A 15,913-nucleotide genomic window follows, 5' to 3' on the forward strand; every position below is an offset into this window, starting at 1 on the left:
GGTGGAGATCGTCGGCAGCGAGGGCGCGGAACTGGCGGCGGGGCGTGAGCGATATCGCTTCTATCGCGATCGCGGCTATGTCATCGAAACGCACAATCAAGGCAATCAGGGCGGTTGAGCGAACAGAGCGGCCGGGCGTGGCTGGCTAAGCTCTGTTCGAACCACCACGCCTTGCACACCGACGCGGCCCGCCCGCCGCGCTCGACAGGAGACCCCTTCCCATGACGGACAAGCCGCATTCCTTCGATCCCTCCATTCCGGTCCTCACCGATGTCGTCGTGCCCGGCAAGCCAGAGTACGCGCGCGCGCCGTCGGCCAATCTCGCCATCGAATACGACGCGGAACAGATCGCCGGGCAATTGCGCGGGCGCTTCACGCGTTTTCTGACGGGCGATGCCCGCGCGCTGATCGAGGAGCGTTGCCGCGAAGTGCTGCGCGAGCATTCGGCCCAGCTCGTCTCGGCCATCACGCGCGAGGTCGCGACGGCGCTCGAGAGCCACATGAGCGAATGGGTGCGCGAGGCGGTGGAAAACGAGCTGCGCCGTCAGCACGGCGAGTGAAGGGCGCATGAAGGGCGCACGCGCCCGTCAGCGCAGCGAGAGGATCCAGTCGGCGAGCGCCGCGGCCTGATCCGGTGAAATCTGCGTGTTGGCGGGCATCGGCACCGGGCCCCACACGCCTACACCGCCTTCCATGATCCGGCGCGCGAGCATGCCGCGCGCGCCTTCGACTTGCCCATACTTGTGAGCCACGCTGTCGAACGACGGCCCCATGAAGTTGCGCGAGACCGAATGACAGCTCATGCAATTGTGGCTCTGCGCGAAGGCGAGCATCGCGGCGCTGTCGTTCTGCGCGCAGGCTGCACCGCACACACTCCACCACACCAGTCCCGCAACGACGCCCCTGAGCTGTGCTTTCATGTGGTCTCCCCGATGCACGCGCACGCTTCACGTTGTCGCGCATTATAGGAGACATGGCGGGCGACACGCGGAATGCACAAGGGGCGCCGTCGCGCCCCTTGCGCATGATGCTCCCGCGCGTTTCAGCCCGTCACTGCGCCCTTGTTGGCCGGCTGCGCCAGCGCCGCGAACTTCGCCAGCACGCCGCGCGTGTACTTCGGCGCCGGCTGTTTCCAGGCGGCGCGGCGGCGCGCGAGTTCGGCGTCGTCCACGTTCAGCTGCAGCAGCAGCTTGTGTGCGTCGATGGTGACCGAGTCGCCTTCCTGCACCAGCGCGATGGTCCCGCCGGCATACGCTTCCGGCGCCACGTGCCCGACCACCATGCCCCACGTGCCGCCTGAGAAACGCCCGTCGGTGATGAAGCCGACTGATTCGCCCAAGCCCTTGCCGATGATCGCGGAGGTCGGCGCGAGCATCTCCGGCATGCCCGGCCCGCCCACCGGCCCGAGATAGCGCAGCACGAGAATGTCGCCGGCCGTGATCTTGTCGGCGAGAATCGCGTCCATTGCACTCTGCTCGTCGTCGAACACGCGCGCGGGACCGGTGATGACCGGATTCTTCAGGCCCGTGATCTTCGCGACCGCGCCGTCTTCCGCGAGATTGCCGCGCAGGATCGCCAAATGGCCTTGCTTGTAGAGCGCCTGTTCGATCGGGAAGATCACCTTCTGGTCGGCGCGCGGCCTGGCCGGCACGTCCTTCAGTTCTTCAGCGATCGTGCGGCCCGTGATCGTCATGCAGTCGCCGTGCAGGAGGCCGGCATCGAGCAGGAGCTTCAACACTTGCGGAATGCCGCCGGCCTTGTGGAGATCGGTCGCGACGTACTGGCCCGACGGCTTCAGGTCGCAGATCACCGGCACTTTCTTGCGCATGCGCTCGAAGTCGTCGATGCTCCATTCCACCTCCGCCGCATGCGCGATCGCCAGATAGTGCAGCACGGCGTTCGTGGAGCCGCCCGTCGCCATGATCAGCGCGACGGCGTTCTCGATCGACTCCTTCGTGATGATGTCGCGCGGCTTCAGATCCTTCTTCACGGCCTCGACGAGCACACGCGCCGATTCGGCGGCGGACTCGACTTTTTCGTGATCGGGATTCGCCATCGTCGACGAATACATCAGCGACATGCCGAGCGCCTCGAACGACGAGCTCATCGTGTTCGCCGTGTACATGCCGCCGCACGAGCCTGTGGACGGGCACGCGTTCTTCTCGACGCCCTTGAAGTCTTCCTCGCTCATGCGGCCCGCGGTGAACTCGCCGACCGCCTCGAACGACGACACGATGGTCAGATCGCGACCCTTCCAGTTGCCCGGGCGGATGGTGCCGCCGTAGACATAGATGGACGGCACGTTCATGCGCGCCATGCCGATCATGCCGCCCGGCATGTTCTTGTCGCACCCGCCGATCACCACGACGCCGTCCATCCATTGCCCCTGCACGGCGGTCTCGACGCAGTCGGCGATCACCTCGCGGGACACCAGCGAGTACTTCATGCCTTCGGTGCCCATCGACATGCCGTCCGAAATGGTCGGTGTCCCGAAAATTTGCGGATTGGCGTCGGCGTGGCGGATCGCCTCGATGGCCGCGTCGGCCAGCGGTTGCAGGCCGGCATTGCACGGCGTGATGGTGGAATGCCCGTTGGCGACGCCGATCATCGGCTTGTCGAAGTCGGCTTCCTGATAGCCGAGGGCGTAATACATCGAACGGTTGGGCGAGCGCGCGACGCCCTGGGTGATGTGCTTCGAGCGGCGATTGAAGGCCATGTTGTGCTCCTGAGGGGGACTTTTTGGTCTAGTCCGGCAAGCATGCGACTCGCGCGATGTATCTGTCCAATATATTATTCACGGCTAATAAGGTCGCAAAACATATCAATGGATCCGCGTACCCCGCCTTTCGATCTGCGCCTCTTGCGCTACTTCGTGACGGTTGCCGAGGAGATGCACTTCGGCCGCGCCGCCGCGCGCCTGGCCATGACCCAGCCGCCGCTGTCGCAGGCGATCCGCGGGCTGGAGGAGGCGCTCGGCGTCGCGCTGTTCGTGCGGACGAAACGGAGCGTGGAACTGACGCCGGTGGGCAAGGATCTGCTGCCCGAGGTGCGGCGCCTGCTCGCATCCGCCGATGCGCTGCGTCCGCTGGCGCAGTCGCTGGCGCGCGGCGAGGCGGGCGTGCTGTCGCTCGCGTTCGTCTCCACCGCTGACTACGGGCTGCTGCCGGCGCTGCTGCACGCGTTCGGCGCCCGCCATCCGGGCGTCCGGCTGCAACTGACCGAGGCGACCAGCGACGTGCAGATCGAGGAACTGGTCGCCGGCCGCATCGACGCCGGGCTCGTGATTCCTCCGCTGCCGGCGCGCCACGCGGGCGCGCTGTCGTATCTGCCGGTGGCGCGCGAGCCGCTGGTCGTCGCGATGCCCGCCGCCACCGCGCGCGAACTCGGGCAGGGCGAGCCGGAGTGGGCGGACACGCGCGTCGAACTGACCGCGCTGGCTGCGGCGCCGCTCATCGTCTTTCCGCGGCGGCTCGCGCCCGGCCTGTACGACAGCATCATGGGCTGCTACGGCGCCGCGGGCCTGACGCCGCGCATCGGCCAGGAAGCCATCCAGATGCAGACCATCGTCAGCCTGGTCTCGGCGGGCATGGGCGTCGCGCTCGTGCCGCGTTCGCTGCGGCATCTGCGGCGTACGGGCGTCGTGTACCGGCCGTTGCGCGCGCCCGAGGACCCGGCGATGCTTGTCGAAACCGGTCTCGTGTGGCGTGCGGCGGAAGTGAGTCCGGTGCTGGCCGGCTTCATCGACATCGTCCGTTCGCGGGCGCAAGGCGCCGGTTCTGTATGATGCGGCCTTGAGGTTCGCTCGAGGCCCCCTCGAAGTCCGTCAGCTCTTCGACATCAGCATGCTCATACATCCCAATTTCGATCCCGTCGCCATCCATCTCGGACCGCTCGCCGTACGCTGGTACGGCCTCATGTATCTCGTGGCCTTCGTGTCGGCCATTGTCATCGGGCGGCTGCGCCTGCGCCTGCCCTATGTGGCGCGCCAGGGCTGGACCGCGAAAGACATCGACGACATGCTGTTCTACGGCGTGCTCGGCACGATTCTCGGCGGCCGAATCGGCTATGTGATCTTCTACAAGGCGAGCTACTACGCCGCGCATCCGCTCGACATCTTCAAGGTCTGGGAAGGCGGCATGTCGTTCCACGGCGGCTTCCTCGGCGTGACGCTCGCCATGGTGCTGTTCGCGTGGCAGCGCAAGCGCACCTGGCTGCAAGTGACCGATTTCGTCGCGCCGATGGTGCCGCTCGGACTCGCGGCCGGGCGTCTCGGCAACTTCATCAACGGCGAACTGTGGGGCCGCGTGACGGACCCGAACGCGCCGTGGGCGATGCTGTTCCAGAACTCGACCAACGACGACGCCGTGTGGCTCGCGAAGAATCCGCAACTGGATGCGCAGTACCATCTCACCGAGATTTTCCAGCGCTATCACATGTTGCCGCGCCATCCGTCGCAGCTGTATGAGATCGCGCTGGAAGGGCTGGTGCTGTTCATCCTGATCTGGACGTTCTCGCGCAAGCAGCGGCCCGTTGGCGCCGTGTCCGCGCTGTTTCTGATCGGCTATGGACTGGCGCGCTTCACGGTGGAATTCGCGCGCGAGCCCGATGACTATCTCGGCTTGCTCGCGTTCAATCTCTCGATGGGTCAGTGGCTCTCGCTGCCGATGATCATCGCCGGCGTGCTGATGATGGTGTGGGCGTACAAGCGCAATCTGCGTCTGCCGCCGGAATCCGCGCAGGCTTGAAGGAACGCGGGGCCGTGCGGGCCCCGCACACCGCTTAACGCCCCATCTGCACGGAGCCGTTCACATCAACGGTCACGGTCGTCGTGCCGGCTTCCATCGCGATGGGCGCGGCCATCTTCGCATCGGCGCTCATTGCGCGCGACTGCATCATCATGACCGGGCGCGGCTGAACGCCGCTGTGTCCGATGTTCACTTCCCTGATCGAGAAGTTGCTGTAGCCGAACGACTGCGCGGCGGTCTGCGCCTGCTTGCGGAATGAGTCGATGGCCTGCGTGACGAGTTTTTGCTCGGCCGTGCGCTGCGCTTCCGGCGACAGCGAGAAGGCCACGCTGCCCACCTGCATCGACGCACTCATCTTGCCCGCGAGCTTCGAGGCCGCCGCGAAGTCGTGCGATTCGAGCACGACTTCCGTGCGGCCGCGCCACGCGGAGATCTTGCCGTCGCGATCGGTCGACGGATACACGGTGAACGAACCGCTCTTGGCCGTCACGCCGTCGACACCGCGTGCCTCGCGCAAGGCCGACTCGGCGCGTTGATTGAGCGTGTTGGTGAGCGAGGAGGGATCGGCCGCTTCCTGTTCGTAGAACAGCGTGATGGTCACGACATCCTGCGCCACCTGCGCGCTCGATTGCGCCGACAGCGACAGCACGCCCGCCGGCTGCGGGTTGATCACCGTCTGTGCGGCGGCGGATTGAGAGAAGGTGAACGCGGCGCCGGACATCGCGAGCAGGGCGAGGGCGGCGGCAGTTTTCTTGTAGGTCATCGAAGGCTCCAGACGCAAGGCAATCATGTAATGCGTCGCGTGATTTGCGACCGCCTTTAGGCGGCGGTCGCGCGTCGTAAGTTCCTTGTTAGACGAGATGCTCGGTAATGAAGCGCCATTGCGCATCGGTGACGGGCGTGATCGAAAGACGATTGCCGCGTGCGAGAACCTGCATGTCCGCGAGTTCAGCATGCTCGCGCAAGGTGGCGAGCGGAATCAGCGGCGTCTTCTTGACGAACTTCACATCGACCAGCATCCAGCGCGGCGTTTCCTGCGTGGACTTCGGATCGTAGTAGTCGCTCTTCGAATCGAACTGCGTAGGGTCGGGATAAGCGGTGGAGCAGACCTTCGCGATACCCGCGATGCCCGGCTCCGGACAGCTCGAATGATAGAACAGCACGCCGTCGCCGACCTGCATCTGATCGCGCATGAAGTTGCGCGCCTGATAGTTGCGCACGCCCGTCCACGGCAGCGTTTTCTTCGGGGCGTGTGCCAGGTGATCGATGCTTGCTTCGTCCGGTTCGGACTTCATCAGCCAGTAGCGCATGATTGTTCGTTATGCGTGATCGACGAAGGGAAGGGTGTTGCAAACGCGATGCTGCAAATGAAAAACGGCATCGGAAAAACCGATGCCGTTTGAGATGAGGTCCCCGCCATAGCCGCTAGGCCGGCATCCTGAACCTGGGTTCAAGATTGGTCGCGGTAAGCAACACTTCGGGTACATCGGACTAGCGACGCGCGCGCCCATGTTGCAAGGTTCCGCAACCGTGCCAATGTAGCATTGGTTCAAGGAATATATGACCTTGGCGAACCAGGCAGGGAAACGTCACTCTACACCAATCGTTTGCCTTCTGCAGCCCCGGTGCGGTTTCTTTTTTCGATCGACGTGGCGTGTTGATTAACCCCTCATCACCACGGTCCGATGAGCCGCATCACCGCGCGTTATTGCACTTCGTATTGTGCAATGACGGCGCCGAGCTGCTCGTTCATCGAGTGCATCGTGCGACGGATTTCCTCGGCCGGGAAGGCTTCGCCATGACGCACGCTGTCCTGCAGCTTGAGCAATTCCGACGCCAGCGACAACGCCGCCATCACCGCGATGCGGTCCGTGCCGCGCACGTTGCTCGCGTTGCGCACCTTGTTCATCTCGGCATCGACGCGTGCAACGGCTTCGCGCAGCGGGCCTTCCGTTTCAGGCGAACAGGCGAGGCGATACGGCTGCCCCAGAATGGAGACTTCGATTTGCGTGGTCGTCATGCCTTCTCTCCTTGATGATGCTCGCCGTGCATTTCCGCTTCGGGGGCATGCGCGTGTTCATGCGCATCCTGCGAATCGGCTTCGAGGAGATCGAGTTGATTTTCGGATTCGCCGTGCTGCGCGGACTTCGCGCGGGGCAGTTTTTCGAGGATCGCGTTGAGGCGGACTTGCGCGTCGTCGATCTTGGCGGAGAGGGAATCGCGTTCGGACTGCAGCGTGTCGCGTTCTTCGCGGACCTGCGCGAGGTCGGACTGAAGATTGGCGTACTCGGTGCGCAGTTGCTCGAGTTGTTCTTGCAGCGCGGCTCGCGCCTGATTGTGGCGCTCGCTGATCTGGATCAGCCGGCCGATATTTCCTGACAGTGATTCGAGTTCGTTGAGCATGTGCTGCGTCCTCTAAAGACCTCGCATTTTAGCGCGGTTCAACGGAGCTACCGATAATTGTCTCGTTTCGAGACGTAACAGCACGCGATCGTGCGCGCAAACCCCGGGTTCTCGCGCATCTCGCCGTGCATTCGTGTGCAGAAAACACGAGCGTTGATTTGCTCGTGGATGCAGTCAGGCTGATTCTCGCTCGCTGAGTTCGTTTGTTCTTCGCATCTTCACGCGCCGCCTGCTGTCCTTCGCGCCAGGGTGCGCCGTTTCTTGACGGTCCCGACCCGCGCTCCTACACTTGCCGCACTTCTGGTGCTCGCATGCGCGGCTCTCGCGCATGCAGTCAAACGGGAAGCAGGGAGCGAAGTCCTTGAAGCCGCCGAACCACTGAACGGCGGCTGAACAGGACGGAGCCAACCTGTGCTGCCCCCGCAACGGTAAGCGACCGCAACGCAAGTTGCAAGTCGTCTCATACGCGTTTTTGCAGCGCGGGCGCGTGGATCTCGCTTGAGTCTTGCGCGATTCATCCATGTGCCGGGCCGTTCATCGGCCTCTGCAAGAAACGTGTCGACGCCACTGCGCATGATGCGCGGGAAGGCGGGACGATCCGTCGCCAGCCCGGATACCGGCCAGAGTCCCATGCGCCTGCTGCCCGTCATCGCACGATCACTGCGTGACGCATGGCGGCATGGCGCGTTCGTCGCGCATCGAACCTCGCGGGGAGCGGGGCCGCGCTCATCCTCCACGGGAACACTCGTCATGCAATCGCCATGGGCCGCCGTCCGGGACGGCCTCTCCGGTCGCGGCATCGCCGCTGCCACTTTCCTTCTGCCGCTCGCCGGCGCCGCGCAAGCCGCGACGACATCCGCTGCTGATGACGCTTCGCAAACGCTTGCGCCTGTCGTTATCACGGCAACGCGTGCAGCCCAGCCGCTCGCTGATTCCATTCCGCAGACCTCGCTGTTCGATACACAAGACATCGCCGACAGCAACGCAGACGACGCCCTCGGCCTCATCGCGCTGGCGCCCGGCGTGCAGATCACGCGCAACGGCGGACCGGGCGCAAACTCGGGCCTCTTCATTCGCGGCGCGTCGTCCTCGCAGTCGCTCGTGCTGATCGACGGCGTGCGGGTCGAGTCGGCATCGCTCGGCGCGGCGCAGCTGTCGCAAGTGATGCTGGACCAGATCGGGCGCGTCGAGGTGGTGAACGGCAATGTCTCGGCGTTGTATGGCTCGGGCGCGATCGGCGGCGTCGTGCAGATTTTCACGAAGGAGGGCGAGCCGCATCCGCCGCGTTTCAGCTTCGAGACGGAGCTTGGCAGCTATCACACGCAGCGCCAGTCCGCCGGCGTGAACGGCGCGCTGGACAAGGATGGCCGCACCACCTTCAGCCTGAACGTGTCGCGTGAGAAGACCGACGGCTTCTCGTCGCTCGATCCGAATCTCGCGCCCGGCGCGAATCCCGACGCGAACGGCTATCTGAACGAGAGCGTCGCTGCGACCTTGCGCCACCGGTTCAGCGACCAATGGGATGCAGGCGTGCGCTTCCTGCAGTCGAACGGCATCAACAGCTTCGACGATGCCTATGGCCAGCCGACCGATCTCAACGAATCGCACAACCGCGTGCGTTCGGCATCGGTGTTCGCCAATGGCAAACTCACGGGCAACTGGACCACGCACTTCACGATCGCGCAGGGCCAGGATCGCGCGAACATCGAGCAGAACGGCGTCTATACGAGCCGCTTCAATTCCGAGAATCGTCAATACACGTGGCAGAACGACATCCGCATCAGCGACGCGCACACGCTGCTGTTCGGTTATGAACATCTCGACCAGACGCTCGATTCCGATCAGTTCAGCGCGCCCGACCGCCATGTGAATTCGGTGTTCGCGGGCTATGTCGGCCATCTCGGCGCGAGCGAATTCCAGGCGAATCTGCGTCACGACCAGTATTCCGATTTCGGCGGCGCGAACAGCTACTATCTGGGCTACGCGTACAACATCGACACGCACTGGAAGGCGAGCGCGAGCTATGCGGCCTCGTTCCGCGCGCCGAGCTTCGACGATCTTTACTATCCGTTCAGCGGCAATCCGTCGATACAACCGGAACGCAGCCATTCCGTCGAAGCAGCGGTTCAGTATGCGTCGAACGGACTCGGCGTGCTGCGCGTCACGCTGTTCCAGACGCGCTATTCGAATCTGATCGACTACGTGTCCGACGGCGGCTTCTACTACACCGCGCAGAATGTCGGACGGGCGAAGGTGCAGGGCGTGGAGGGATCGTGGGCGGGGCATGTCGGCAAGACGGACGTGCGCGCGGGCGTCACGTTCCAGAATCCCGTCGATGAAACGAATCACCAGGACCTGACGCGGCGCGCGCGGCATTTCGCGACGCTGAGCGCACATCGTACGATCGGGCGTTGGCGCGTGGGCGGCGAGTGGCTCGTGAGCGGCCAGCGCAGCGACTACGATTCGACGCTCGCGGGCTACGGCATCGTGAATCTGTCGGCGCGCTATGACATCTCGAAGTCGTGGTACCTCACGGCACGCGTCGACAATCTCTTCGACAAGGACTATGAGCTTGCGTATGCCTACAACACCCCGCGACGCGGCGCTTATCTCACGCTCGGCTGGCATCCGTCGTGAGCCTCGCGCCTGAGCGGATGCGCGGCATGAACGGCGCGCGCGCCGCCGCGATCTGGGCATGCCTCGCCGCAGCGGCGTGCGGCGTGCTGATCGCATCGCTTGCGCTGGGCAGCGTCGCGCTGCCGCCTTCGCGCGCGTTCGCCGCGTTGTTTCATGCACTCTTTCATGCGCAGGCTGTCACGCCCGACATCGCCGACGAGATCGTCCTCACACTGCGCCTGCCGCGCGCCCTTGCGGGCTTTGCGTCGGGCGCGCTGCTCGCGCTGGCCGGGGCGTTGTTGCAGGTGCTGTTGCGCAACCCGCTGGCGGAACCTTACGTGCTCGGCGTCTCGGGCGGCGCGGCAAGCTTCGCGCTGGCGGCGATGCTGGTCTCGCTGCCATGGTGGGGCGTCGATCTCGCCGCGTGCGTGGGCGCGTTCGCATCCATCGTCCTGGTGCTCGGGCTCGCACGCCGTGACCTGTGGCGCGGCACGCAGGACGCATCGCCACGGCTCTTGCTGACGGGCGTCGTGATTGCATCGGGCTGGGGCGCGCTCATCACGCTGATGTTGAGCATCGCGCCGGACAACCGCCTGCGCGGCATGATCTTCTGGCTGACCGGCGATCTCGACGGCGCCGCCACGCCGTGGCCCGCACTGCTGGCGCTGGTGCTCGCCCTGTTGTTGATCCTCCCTGTAGCTCCGCAGTTGAACGTGCTGTTGCGCGGCGACAGCGCCGCGCAGGCGCTCGGCGTGCCGGTGGCGCGCCTGCGTCTGCGCGTCTATCTGGTCGCGTCGCTGGCGGCTGCGGCGGCCGTGACCACGGCGGGCACGCTCGGCTTCGTCGGGCTGGTCGTGCCGCATCTGCTGCGGCTCGCGTTCGGCAACGATCAGCGCATGCTGGTGCCCGCCGCCGCGCTGGCGGGCGGTCTCGCGGTGATGGCCGCCGACCTCGCCGCGCGCACCGTGATCGCGCCCGCGCAGTTGCCGGTGGGCGTGGTGACGGCGCTGGCCGGCGTGCCGATGTTCCTCTGGATGCTGCTGCGGAGACCGCGATGAACCTGCATCTCGATGCCATCGTGCTGCGGGCCGGCGAGCGCACGCTGATCGACGGTCTGACGCAGACCTTCGCGCCGGGCGAGATGTGGTGCATCGCGGGCCCGAACGGCGCGGGCAAGACGACGCTCATCCATGTGCTGGCCGGATTGAGCGCGCCGGCGGCGGGCCGAGTGTCGCTCGATGGCCGCCTGCTAGCGTCATGGCACGCCGCCCAGCTCGCACGCGTGCGCGCGCTGATGCCGCAGGCGACTCACGACGCCTTCAGCGCCAGCGTGCTGGACACTGTGCTGCTGAACCGCTTTCCGTATCTGACTGGCTGGGGCTGGGAGAACGACGACGATCGCGCCGCCGCGCATGCGGCGCTCGACGCGCTCGGCCTCGCGCCGTTCGCTGCGCGCGACGTGCTCACGCTGTCGGGCGGCGAACGGCAGCGGGTCGCGCTCGCGGCGGTGCTGTGCCAGAACGCGCCGCTGCTGCTGCTCGACGAACCCTTGTCGCATCTGGACCTGCATCATCAGATCGCGTGCCTGCATGCGTTGCGGGCGGCGGCGGGCGTACATTCAACCGGCCCCGCGCGCACCGTCGTGTTCTCGTGCCACGACCTGAATCTCGCGCGCCGCTTCGCGACGCATGCCTTGCTGCTCGATGGCCGCGGCCACGCCTGTGCGGGCCCGGTCGCCGAGGTGCTGACGCCCGAACGCGCCAGCGCGGCGTTCGGCTATCCGCTTGCGCTGCTGCGCGACGGCGATCACGAGGCGCTCGTGCCTTCCATCCCACGTTTCTGAAGGAATATCGATGTCCACGCTCAACGACATCCCGCTCCCGCCCGCACTCGACCGGTCGCTCGAAGCCGAACTGCGCCGCGTCATCGACATGAAGACCAAGCCGCGCGGCAGCCTCGGGCGGCTCGAATCCCTCGCGCTGCAAACGGGACTGATCCAGCGCACGACGAAGCCGCGCATCGTGCGTCCGGCGATGATCGTGTTTGCCGCCGATCACGGTATCGCCGGGGAAGGCGTGAGTTCGTATCCGCAGGAAGTGACCGCGCAGATGGTGGCGAATTTTCTGGCGGGCGGCGCGGCGATCAATGCGCTGTCGCGCTCGGTGGGCATGACACTGGAGATCGTCGATGCGGGCGTGGCGACGCCGATTCCGGCTGTGAAAGCGGGTCCGGACGTGGGCTATGAACGCCAGTCGCTCGGCCCCGGCACGCGCAACTTCGCGCGAGAACCCGCGATGTCGCGCGCAACCGCGCTCGACGCCATCGCGCGCGGCGCGGCCTGCGTGCGCCGGCACGCGGCGCTGGGCACGAACGTGATTGGGTTCGGCGAGATGGGCATCGCGAACACGTCGGCGGCGGCGTGCCTGATGAGCCGCCTGTGCGGCGTGCCGATCGACGAATGTGTCGGCCGGGGCACGGGTCTCGACGATCGCGGTCTTGCGCACAAGCGCGAGGTGCTGGGCCGCGCGCTGGCCTTGCATGCCGATACCGGCGATGCCCTCGATACCCTCGCAACCTTCGGCGGCTTCGAGATCGCGATGATGACGGGCGCGTGTCTCGAAGCCGCGCGTGCGGGCATGACGATTCTCGTCGATGGCTTCATCGCGACCTCGGCGCTGCTGGTCGCCGCGACGCTCGCGCCGGCAGTGCTCGACTACTGCGTGTTCGCGCATGCCTCGGACGAGACCGGTCATCGGCGCATGCTCGCGTATCTCGGCGCTGCGCCGCTGCTGCAACTCGACCTGCGTCTGGGCGAAGGCACCGGCGCCGCGCTCGCGCTGCCGGTGTTGCGCGCGGCCGTCGCCTTCCTCGATGAAATGGCGAGTTTCGAGTCGGCGGGCGTGTCGGATCAGGCTGGCTGAGATGCAGCGTCCGCTCGACGAACTGCGTTACTTCTTCACCGCGCTCGGTTACTTCACGCGCGTGCCGGTGCCGCGCTGGGTCGGGTTCGAGCGCGAATATCTGAACGCGGCGGCGCGTTATTTTCCGCTGGTGGGTGTGTTGGTCGGCGCGGTTGCGGCGCTGGTCTGGCTGGCCACGTGGCGCGTGTTTCCGGCGGGCGTCGCCGTGCTGCTGTCGATGGCCGCCACACTCGTGCTGACCGGCGCATTCCACGAAGACGGCCTCGCTGATTGCGTCGATGCCTTCGGCGGCGCGTACACCAAGGACGATGCGCTGCGCATCATGCACGATTCGCGCATCGGCGCGTTCGGCGCGATCGCACTCGTGATCGCGCTGGCGCTCAAGTGGCAGGCGCTGGCCGCGTTGCCGCCGTATCGCGTCGCGTGGACGATGATCGGTGCGCATGCCGCGAGCCGGGCCTTCGCGATCAGTTATCTCGTCACGCTCGACTACGTGCGCGCCGAAGGCAAGGCCAGGCCGGTCGCACAGCGCATGAGCGCGGCATCGTTTGGATGGGCGCTGCTGTTCGGCTTGCCCTGGCTCTTCGCGCTGGACTGGAAGCTGGCGGGCGTGACGCTCGCCGTGCTGTGCGTGCTGCGCTGGATGATCGGCCGGTACTTCGTGCGGCGCATCGGCGGCTATACGGGCGACTGCCTCGGCTTCGCGCAGCAAGTGTTCGAAATCACGATCTATCTCGTCGGGCTCGCATGGATCTCGTTCTGATCCGCCATCCGGAAGTGGTCATCGAGGCCGGTGTCTGTTACGGGCAGACGGATGTGCGCTTGCTGCGTGACGTTGCCGAGTCGGCGCTTGATCTGACGGCACGCATGCAGACGCTGAAGGTGCCCGGCTGTGTCGCGGGCTGGCACGCAAGTCCGTTGCGGCGCTGTGCGTCTCTCGCCGGTGCGCTTTCGCCGGATGGCCCGATTCATCTCGATCCGCGCCTCGCCGAGATGAACTTCGGCGCGTGGGAAGGGCGCGCGTGGGATGGCATCGAACGCGCGCTCATCGATGCCTGGGCGGCCGACCTCGAGCATGCGCGTCCCCATGGCGGCGAGAGTCTGGTGCAGTTCGCGCGGCGCGTGATCGCGTGGTTCGACGACACCTGCGCCGGCGAGCAGACCGTGCACGTCGTCGCGCATGCGGGCGTGATGCGGCTGCTGGCGGCGCATGTGCTGGGCATCGCGCATGAACACGCGCTGCAATGGCCGCTCGATTTCAACGGTATCGCGTGGTTCAGGCGCGTGCGCGGACAGTGGCTGCTGGTGCGCTGGAACGCTTGACTATCGGGCCCGGCGTGCGCGGGCGTCTTCCAGATCGCGACACAGTTGCGCTGCGCCGAGCGCGAGGCGGGGCGTCGGCCGGTTGATGAGATCGCCGTCGATGCCAAACAGATTGCCGCGCGCCACCGCGGTCAGCGCGGTCCAGCGCCGCCACCGGTCGAATGCGGGCAAGGGCCGGTCCGGCGCCGTCGCGCCGGGCGTCGCGGTGACGATGGCTTCGGGGTTCGCCGCGAGCACGGCTTCCGCCGAGACCGTCGGCACGCGCAGCGGCTCGGCCGCGAACACATTCACGCCGCCGCACAGCGTGATCACTTCATCGAACACATTGTCGCGATTGAGCGTCATCAAAGGTTCGTCCCATACCTGATAGAACACGCTCACGGGCGGCCGCCGGGCATAACGCTCACGCAGTTGGGCGATGTCGTCGGTGAAGGCATCGGCGGCGGTGCGCGCGGTGGCCTGCGTGCCGAGCAGCGTGCCGAGCTTGCTGAGGCTCGTCGCGACATCGGCGAGATGTTTTGGTTCGTTGAAATAGATCGGCACGCCAAGCGCTTTCAGCCGGTCCAGCTGGCGCGCTGCATTGCCATGCCGCCACACCACGACCAGGTCCGGATGCAGCGCGACGATGCGCTCCAGATCGAGCGCCTTGTTGTCACCGACGCGGGGAATCGCCTGCGCTTCCTTCGGGTAGTCGCTATAGCTCACCGCGCCGACCACGCGCGCGCCGCCGCCCGCCGCGAACAGCAGTTCGGTGACGTGCGGCGCGAGGCTGACGACGCGTCGCGCCGGCTGCGCGAGCGTCACGGTGGCGCCGCTGTCGTCGGTGACGGTGATGGCGGCGTGCAGATTCACGCAGACCGCCATGAGAACGCTTGCAAGCAGAGGGCGCACGATCATCCGCGGATCTCCGCCATCGCGCGTGCAAGGCGCACCCAGTCGCCCTCGGCGCCGGGCAGGCCGACGCGCAGGCTCGGCGTCATGCCGGGCAGGTCGAAGAGACGCGTCCAGATGCCGCGCCGCGCAAGTGCGTGCTGAAGCGCGGCCGCGTCCGGGATGGGCATCCATGCGAACAGCGGCGTGCCGCGCGCATCGAGGCCGTGATCCGAGAGCAGGGCGGCGAGACGCGCGCCGTCGCGATGCAGACGGGTGCGTGTGTGGCACTGCCATGCGCAGTCGGCGAATGCGGCTTCGACCGCATGCCGCGCCGGCCCGCTCACGGTCCACGCACCGAGCATCGCGCGCAGTGGGTCGATGACGGCAGGCGAGGCCAGCACGAAGCCCGCGCGGATGCCGGCGAGCCCGAAGAACTTGCCCACCGAGCGCAGCACGACAAGACCTTCGCTTACGGTTTCGCCCGCCAGCGATGCGGAGGGATCGACATCGGCAAAGGCTTCGTCGACGATCAGCGTGCCGCCGCGCGTAGCCAGCCGTTCATGCCAGCGCAGCAGCGTGTCGCGCGGGAGGGATTCGGCAGTCGGATTGTTCGGGTTGGCGACGATGACGTGATCGAGCGCATCTGGCAACGTGCTCGCGTGGATATCGAGTGTCACGACTGTGTGGCCGGCACGCCGAAAGGCCGGCGCGTACTCGCCGTAGGTCAGCGGCGCGATGCCCACGGTGCCCGGCCGTAACAGCGCGGGCAGCGCGCGGATCGCGGCCTGCGAGCCCGCCACCGGGAGCGCGCATGGAGCGCCGTAGTAGAGCGCTGCGGTGTCCGCGAGACCGTCATCGTCTTCGGGCAGACGGCGCCAGGCATCGGGCGGCACCGGCGGGACCGGGTAGCCGTGAGGATTGATGCCGGTCGAGAGATCGAGCCAGTCTTCGAAAGGAATGTCGTAGCGGCGCGCCGCTTCGCGCAGGTTGCCGCCGTGGCGCACCGGAGTGTTGGCGTCGTCAGTTTGCATG

17 protein-coding genes, 1 other RNA gene, 1 pseudogene and 1 riboswitch are annotated in these 15,913 nt (G+C 66.3%); of the genes and pseudogenes, 10 read left to right on the forward strand and 9 right to left on the reverse strand.

What is annotated here, in order from left to right:
* Window positions 1–118: pseudogene (locus QCE88_RS04605) on the forward strand (DNA polymerase III subunit chi); the annotation flags it as partial.
* A 103-nt stretch (window positions 119–221) separates the two neighbouring features.
* The gene (locus tag QCE88_RS04610) at window positions 222–560 is read left to right on the forward strand and encodes a DUF2486 family protein (protein WP_309899588.1); all 339 of its coding nucleotides are present in this window, start codon (window positions 222–224) and stop codon (window positions 558–560) included.
* 27 nt (window positions 561–587) lie between these two features.
* Here QCE88_RS04610 and QCE88_RS04615 read toward each other — a convergent pair whose 3' ends face one another.
* Together QCE88_RS04615 and ilvD are read right to left on the reverse strand one after the other, a co-directional pair.
* A complete protein-coding gene (locus QCE88_RS04615; RefSeq protein ID WP_309899590.1) occupies window positions 588–920 on the reverse strand; it encodes a c-type cytochrome in 333 nt (110 codons plus the stop codon).
* Window positions 921–1,042: 122 nt separating this feature from the next.
* A complete protein-coding gene (gene ilvD, locus QCE88_RS04620; RefSeq protein WP_309899592.1) occupies window positions 1,043–2,716 on the reverse strand; it encodes a dihydroxy-acid dehydratase in 1,674 nt (557 codons plus the stop codon).
* Window positions 2,717–2,824: 108 nt separating this feature from the next.
* Between ilvD and QCE88_RS04625 the strand changes: the two genes are divergently transcribed.
* On the forward strand, window positions 2,825–3,784 hold the full coding sequence (locus QCE88_RS04625; RefSeq protein ID WP_309899594.1) for a LysR family transcriptional regulator: 960 nt from the start codon (window positions 2,825–2,827) through the stop codon (window positions 3,782–3,784).
* A 58-nt stretch (window positions 3,785–3,842) separates the two neighbouring features.
* The gene (lgt, locus tag QCE88_RS04630) at window positions 3,843–4,745 is read left to right on the forward strand and encodes a prolipoprotein diacylglyceryl transferase (protein WP_309899596.1); all 903 of its coding nucleotides are present in this window, start codon (window positions 3,843–3,845) and stop codon (window positions 4,743–4,745) included.
* Window positions 4,746–4,779: 34 nt separating this feature from the next.
* On the opposite strand, the gene QCE88_RS04635 is transcribed toward lgt, so the two are convergent.
* From QCE88_RS04635 to QCE88_RS04655, 5 genes are all read right to left on the reverse strand, one after another.
* The gene (locus QCE88_RS04635) at window positions 4,780–5,508 is read right to left on the reverse strand and encodes an SIMPL domain-containing protein (RefSeq protein ID WP_309899597.1); all 729 of its coding nucleotides are present in this window, start codon (window positions 5,506–5,508) and stop codon (window positions 4,780–4,782) included.
* 88 nt (window positions 5,509–5,596) lie between these two features.
* Window positions 5,597–6,055: an EVE domain-containing protein gene (locus tag QCE88_RS04640; protein ID WP_309899599.1), complete on the reverse strand. Its 459-nt coding sequence runs from the start codon at window positions 6,053–6,055 to the stop codon at window positions 5,597–5,599.
* 96 nt (window positions 6,056–6,151) lie between these two features.
* A non-coding RNA gene (ssrS, locus tag QCE88_RS04645) (6S RNA) lies at window positions 6,152–6,333 on the reverse strand.
* Between the two features lie 117 nt (window positions 6,334–6,450).
* Window positions 6,451–6,765, reverse strand: a complete 315-nt coding sequence (locus tag QCE88_RS04650; protein ID WP_309899601.1) for a cell division protein ZapA — start codon at window positions 6,763–6,765, stop codon at window positions 6,451–6,453.
* The gene (locus QCE88_RS04655; RefSeq protein WP_309899603.1) at window positions 6,762–7,148 is read right to left on the reverse strand and encodes an ATPase; all 387 of its coding nucleotides are present in this window, start codon (window positions 7,146–7,148) and stop codon (window positions 6,762–6,764) included. Before QCE88_RS04655 ends, QCE88_RS04650 begins: the two co-directional genes overlap by 4 nt.
* Before the next feature lie 284 nt (window positions 7,149–7,432).
* Window positions 7,433–7,788, forward strand: a riboswitch (cobalamin riboswitch).
* Between QCE88_RS04655 and QCE88_RS04660 the strand changes: the two genes are divergently transcribed.
* The 6 genes from QCE88_RS04660 (at window position 7,779) to QCE88_RS04685 (ending at window position 14,008) form a co-directional block, all read left to right on the forward strand.
* Window positions 7,779–9,785, forward strand: coding sequence for a TonB-dependent receptor domain-containing protein (locus tag QCE88_RS04660; RefSeq protein ID WP_409018039.1), 2,007 nt, complete (start codon window positions 7,779–7,781; stop codon window positions 9,783–9,785). Its footprint overlaps the riboswitch before it by 10 nt.
* A 17-nt stretch (window positions 9,786–9,802) precedes the next feature.
* Window positions 9,803–10,822, forward strand: a complete 1,020-nt coding sequence (locus tag QCE88_RS04665; protein WP_309903397.1) for an iron ABC transporter permease — start codon at window positions 9,803–9,805, stop codon at window positions 10,820–10,822.
* Window positions 10,819–11,607 carry an ABC transporter ATP-binding protein gene (locus tag QCE88_RS04670; protein WP_309899607.1) on the forward strand — a complete coding sequence of 263 codons (789 nt, stop codon included), beginning with the start codon at window positions 10,819–10,821 and terminating at the stop codon, window positions 11,605–11,607. Before QCE88_RS04665 ends, QCE88_RS04670 begins: the two co-directional genes overlap by 4 nt.
* A 10-nt stretch (window positions 11,608–11,617) precedes the next feature.
* Window positions 11,618–12,685 carry a nicotinate-nucleotide--dimethylbenzimidazole phosphoribosyltransferase gene (gene cobT, locus QCE88_RS04675; protein WP_309899609.1) on the forward strand — a complete coding sequence of 356 codons (1,068 nt, stop codon included), beginning with the start codon at window positions 11,618–11,620 and terminating at the stop codon, window positions 12,683–12,685.
* A gap of 1 nt (window position 12,686) precedes the next feature.
* Window positions 12,687–13,448: an adenosylcobinamide-GDP ribazoletransferase gene (locus QCE88_RS04680; RefSeq protein WP_309899611.1), complete on the forward strand. Its 762-nt coding sequence runs from the start codon at window positions 12,687–12,689 to the stop codon at window positions 13,446–13,448.
* A complete protein-coding gene (locus tag QCE88_RS04685; RefSeq protein WP_309899613.1) occupies window positions 13,433–14,008 on the forward strand; it encodes a histidine phosphatase family protein in 576 nt (191 codons plus the stop codon). Before QCE88_RS04680 ends, QCE88_RS04685 begins: the two co-directional genes overlap by 16 nt.
* Here QCE88_RS04685 and QCE88_RS04690 read toward each other — a convergent pair whose 3' ends face one another.
* The gene (locus QCE88_RS04690) at window positions 14,009–14,905 is read right to left on the reverse strand and encodes a cobalamin-binding protein (RefSeq protein WP_309899616.1); all 897 of its coding nucleotides are present in this window, start codon (window positions 14,903–14,905) and stop codon (window positions 14,009–14,011) included. It lies immediately after the preceding gene.
* The gene (cobD, locus tag QCE88_RS04695) at window positions 14,902–15,912 is read right to left on the reverse strand and encodes a threonine-phosphate decarboxylase CobD (RefSeq protein WP_309899618.1); all 1,011 of its coding nucleotides are present in this window, start codon (window positions 15,910–15,912) and stop codon (window positions 14,902–14,904) included. Before cobD ends, QCE88_RS04690 begins: the two co-directional genes overlap by 4 nt.
* Window position 15,913: the final 1 nt, after the last annotated feature.

Origin of the sequence: Caballeronia sp. LZ035 (genome assembly GCF_031451175.1) — a bacterium.
Taxonomy (GTDB): domain Bacteria; phylum Pseudomonadota; class Gammaproteobacteria; order Burkholderiales; family Burkholderiaceae; genus Caballeronia.

Excerpts from the sequence above, each read along its gene's own strand:
- QCE88_RS04635 (WP_309899597.1), bottom strand. The coding sequence starts at position 5,508 with ATGACCTACAAGAAAACTGCCGCCGCCCTCGCCCTGCTCGCGATGTCC.
- cobT (WP_309899609.1), top strand. The coding sequence starts at position 11,618 with ATGTCCACGCTCAACGACATCCCGCTCCCGCCCGCACTCGACCGGTCG.
- QCE88_RS04655 (WP_309899603.1), bottom strand. The coding sequence starts at position 7,148 with ATGCTCAACGAACTCGAATCACTGTCAGGAAATATCGGCCGGCTGATC.
- QCE88_RS04610 (WP_309899588.1), top strand. The coding sequence starts at position 222 with ATGACGGACAAGCCGCATTCCTTCGATCCCTCCATTCCGGTCCTCACC.
- QCE88_RS04660 (WP_409018039.1), top strand. The coding sequence starts at position 7,779 with ATGCGCCTGCTGCCCGTCATCGCACGATCACTGCGTGACGCATGGCGG.
- lgt (WP_309899596.1), top strand. The coding sequence starts at position 3,843 with ATGCTCATACATCCCAATTTCGATCCCGTCGCCATCCATCTCGGACCG.
- QCE88_RS04685 (WP_309899613.1), top strand. The coding sequence starts at position 13,433 with ATGGATCTCGTTCTGATCCGCCATCCGGAAGTGGTCATCGAGGCCGGT.
- QCE88_RS04680 (WP_309899611.1), top strand. The coding sequence starts at position 12,687 with ATGCAGCGTCCGCTCGACGAACTGCGTTACTTCTTCACCGCGCTCGGT.
- QCE88_RS04665 (WP_309903397.1), top strand. The coding sequence starts at position 9,803 with ATGCGCGGCATGAACGGCGCGCGCGCCGCCGCGATCTGGGCATGCCTC.
- QCE88_RS04670 (WP_309899607.1), top strand. The coding sequence starts at position 10,819 with ATGAACCTGCATCTCGATGCCATCGTGCTGCGGGCCGGCGAGCGCACG.
- QCE88_RS04650 (WP_309899601.1), bottom strand. The coding sequence starts at position 6,765 with ATGACGACCACGCAAATCGAAGTCTCCATTCTGGGGCAGCCGTATCGC.
- QCE88_RS04625 (WP_309899594.1), top strand. The coding sequence starts at position 2,825 with ATGGATCCGCGTACCCCGCCTTTCGATCTGCGCCTCTTGCGCTACTTC.
- QCE88_RS04640 (WP_309899599.1), bottom strand. The coding sequence starts at position 6,055 with ATGCGCTACTGGCTGATGAAGTCCGAACCGGACGAAGCAAGCATCGAT.
- cobD (WP_309899618.1), bottom strand. The coding sequence starts at position 15,912 with ATGCAAACTGACGACGCCAACACTCCGGTGCGCCACGGCGGCAACCTG.
- QCE88_RS04615 (WP_309899590.1), bottom strand. The coding sequence starts at position 920 with ATGAAAGCACAGCTCAGGGGCGTCGTTGCGGGACTGGTGTGGTGGAGT.
- ilvD (WP_309899592.1), bottom strand. The coding sequence starts at position 2,716 with ATGGCCTTCAATCGCCGCTCGAAGCACATCACCCAGGGCGTCGCGCGC.
- QCE88_RS04690 (WP_309899616.1), bottom strand. The coding sequence starts at position 14,905 with ATGATCGTGCGCCCTCTGCTTGCAAGCGTTCTCATGGCGGTCTGCGTG.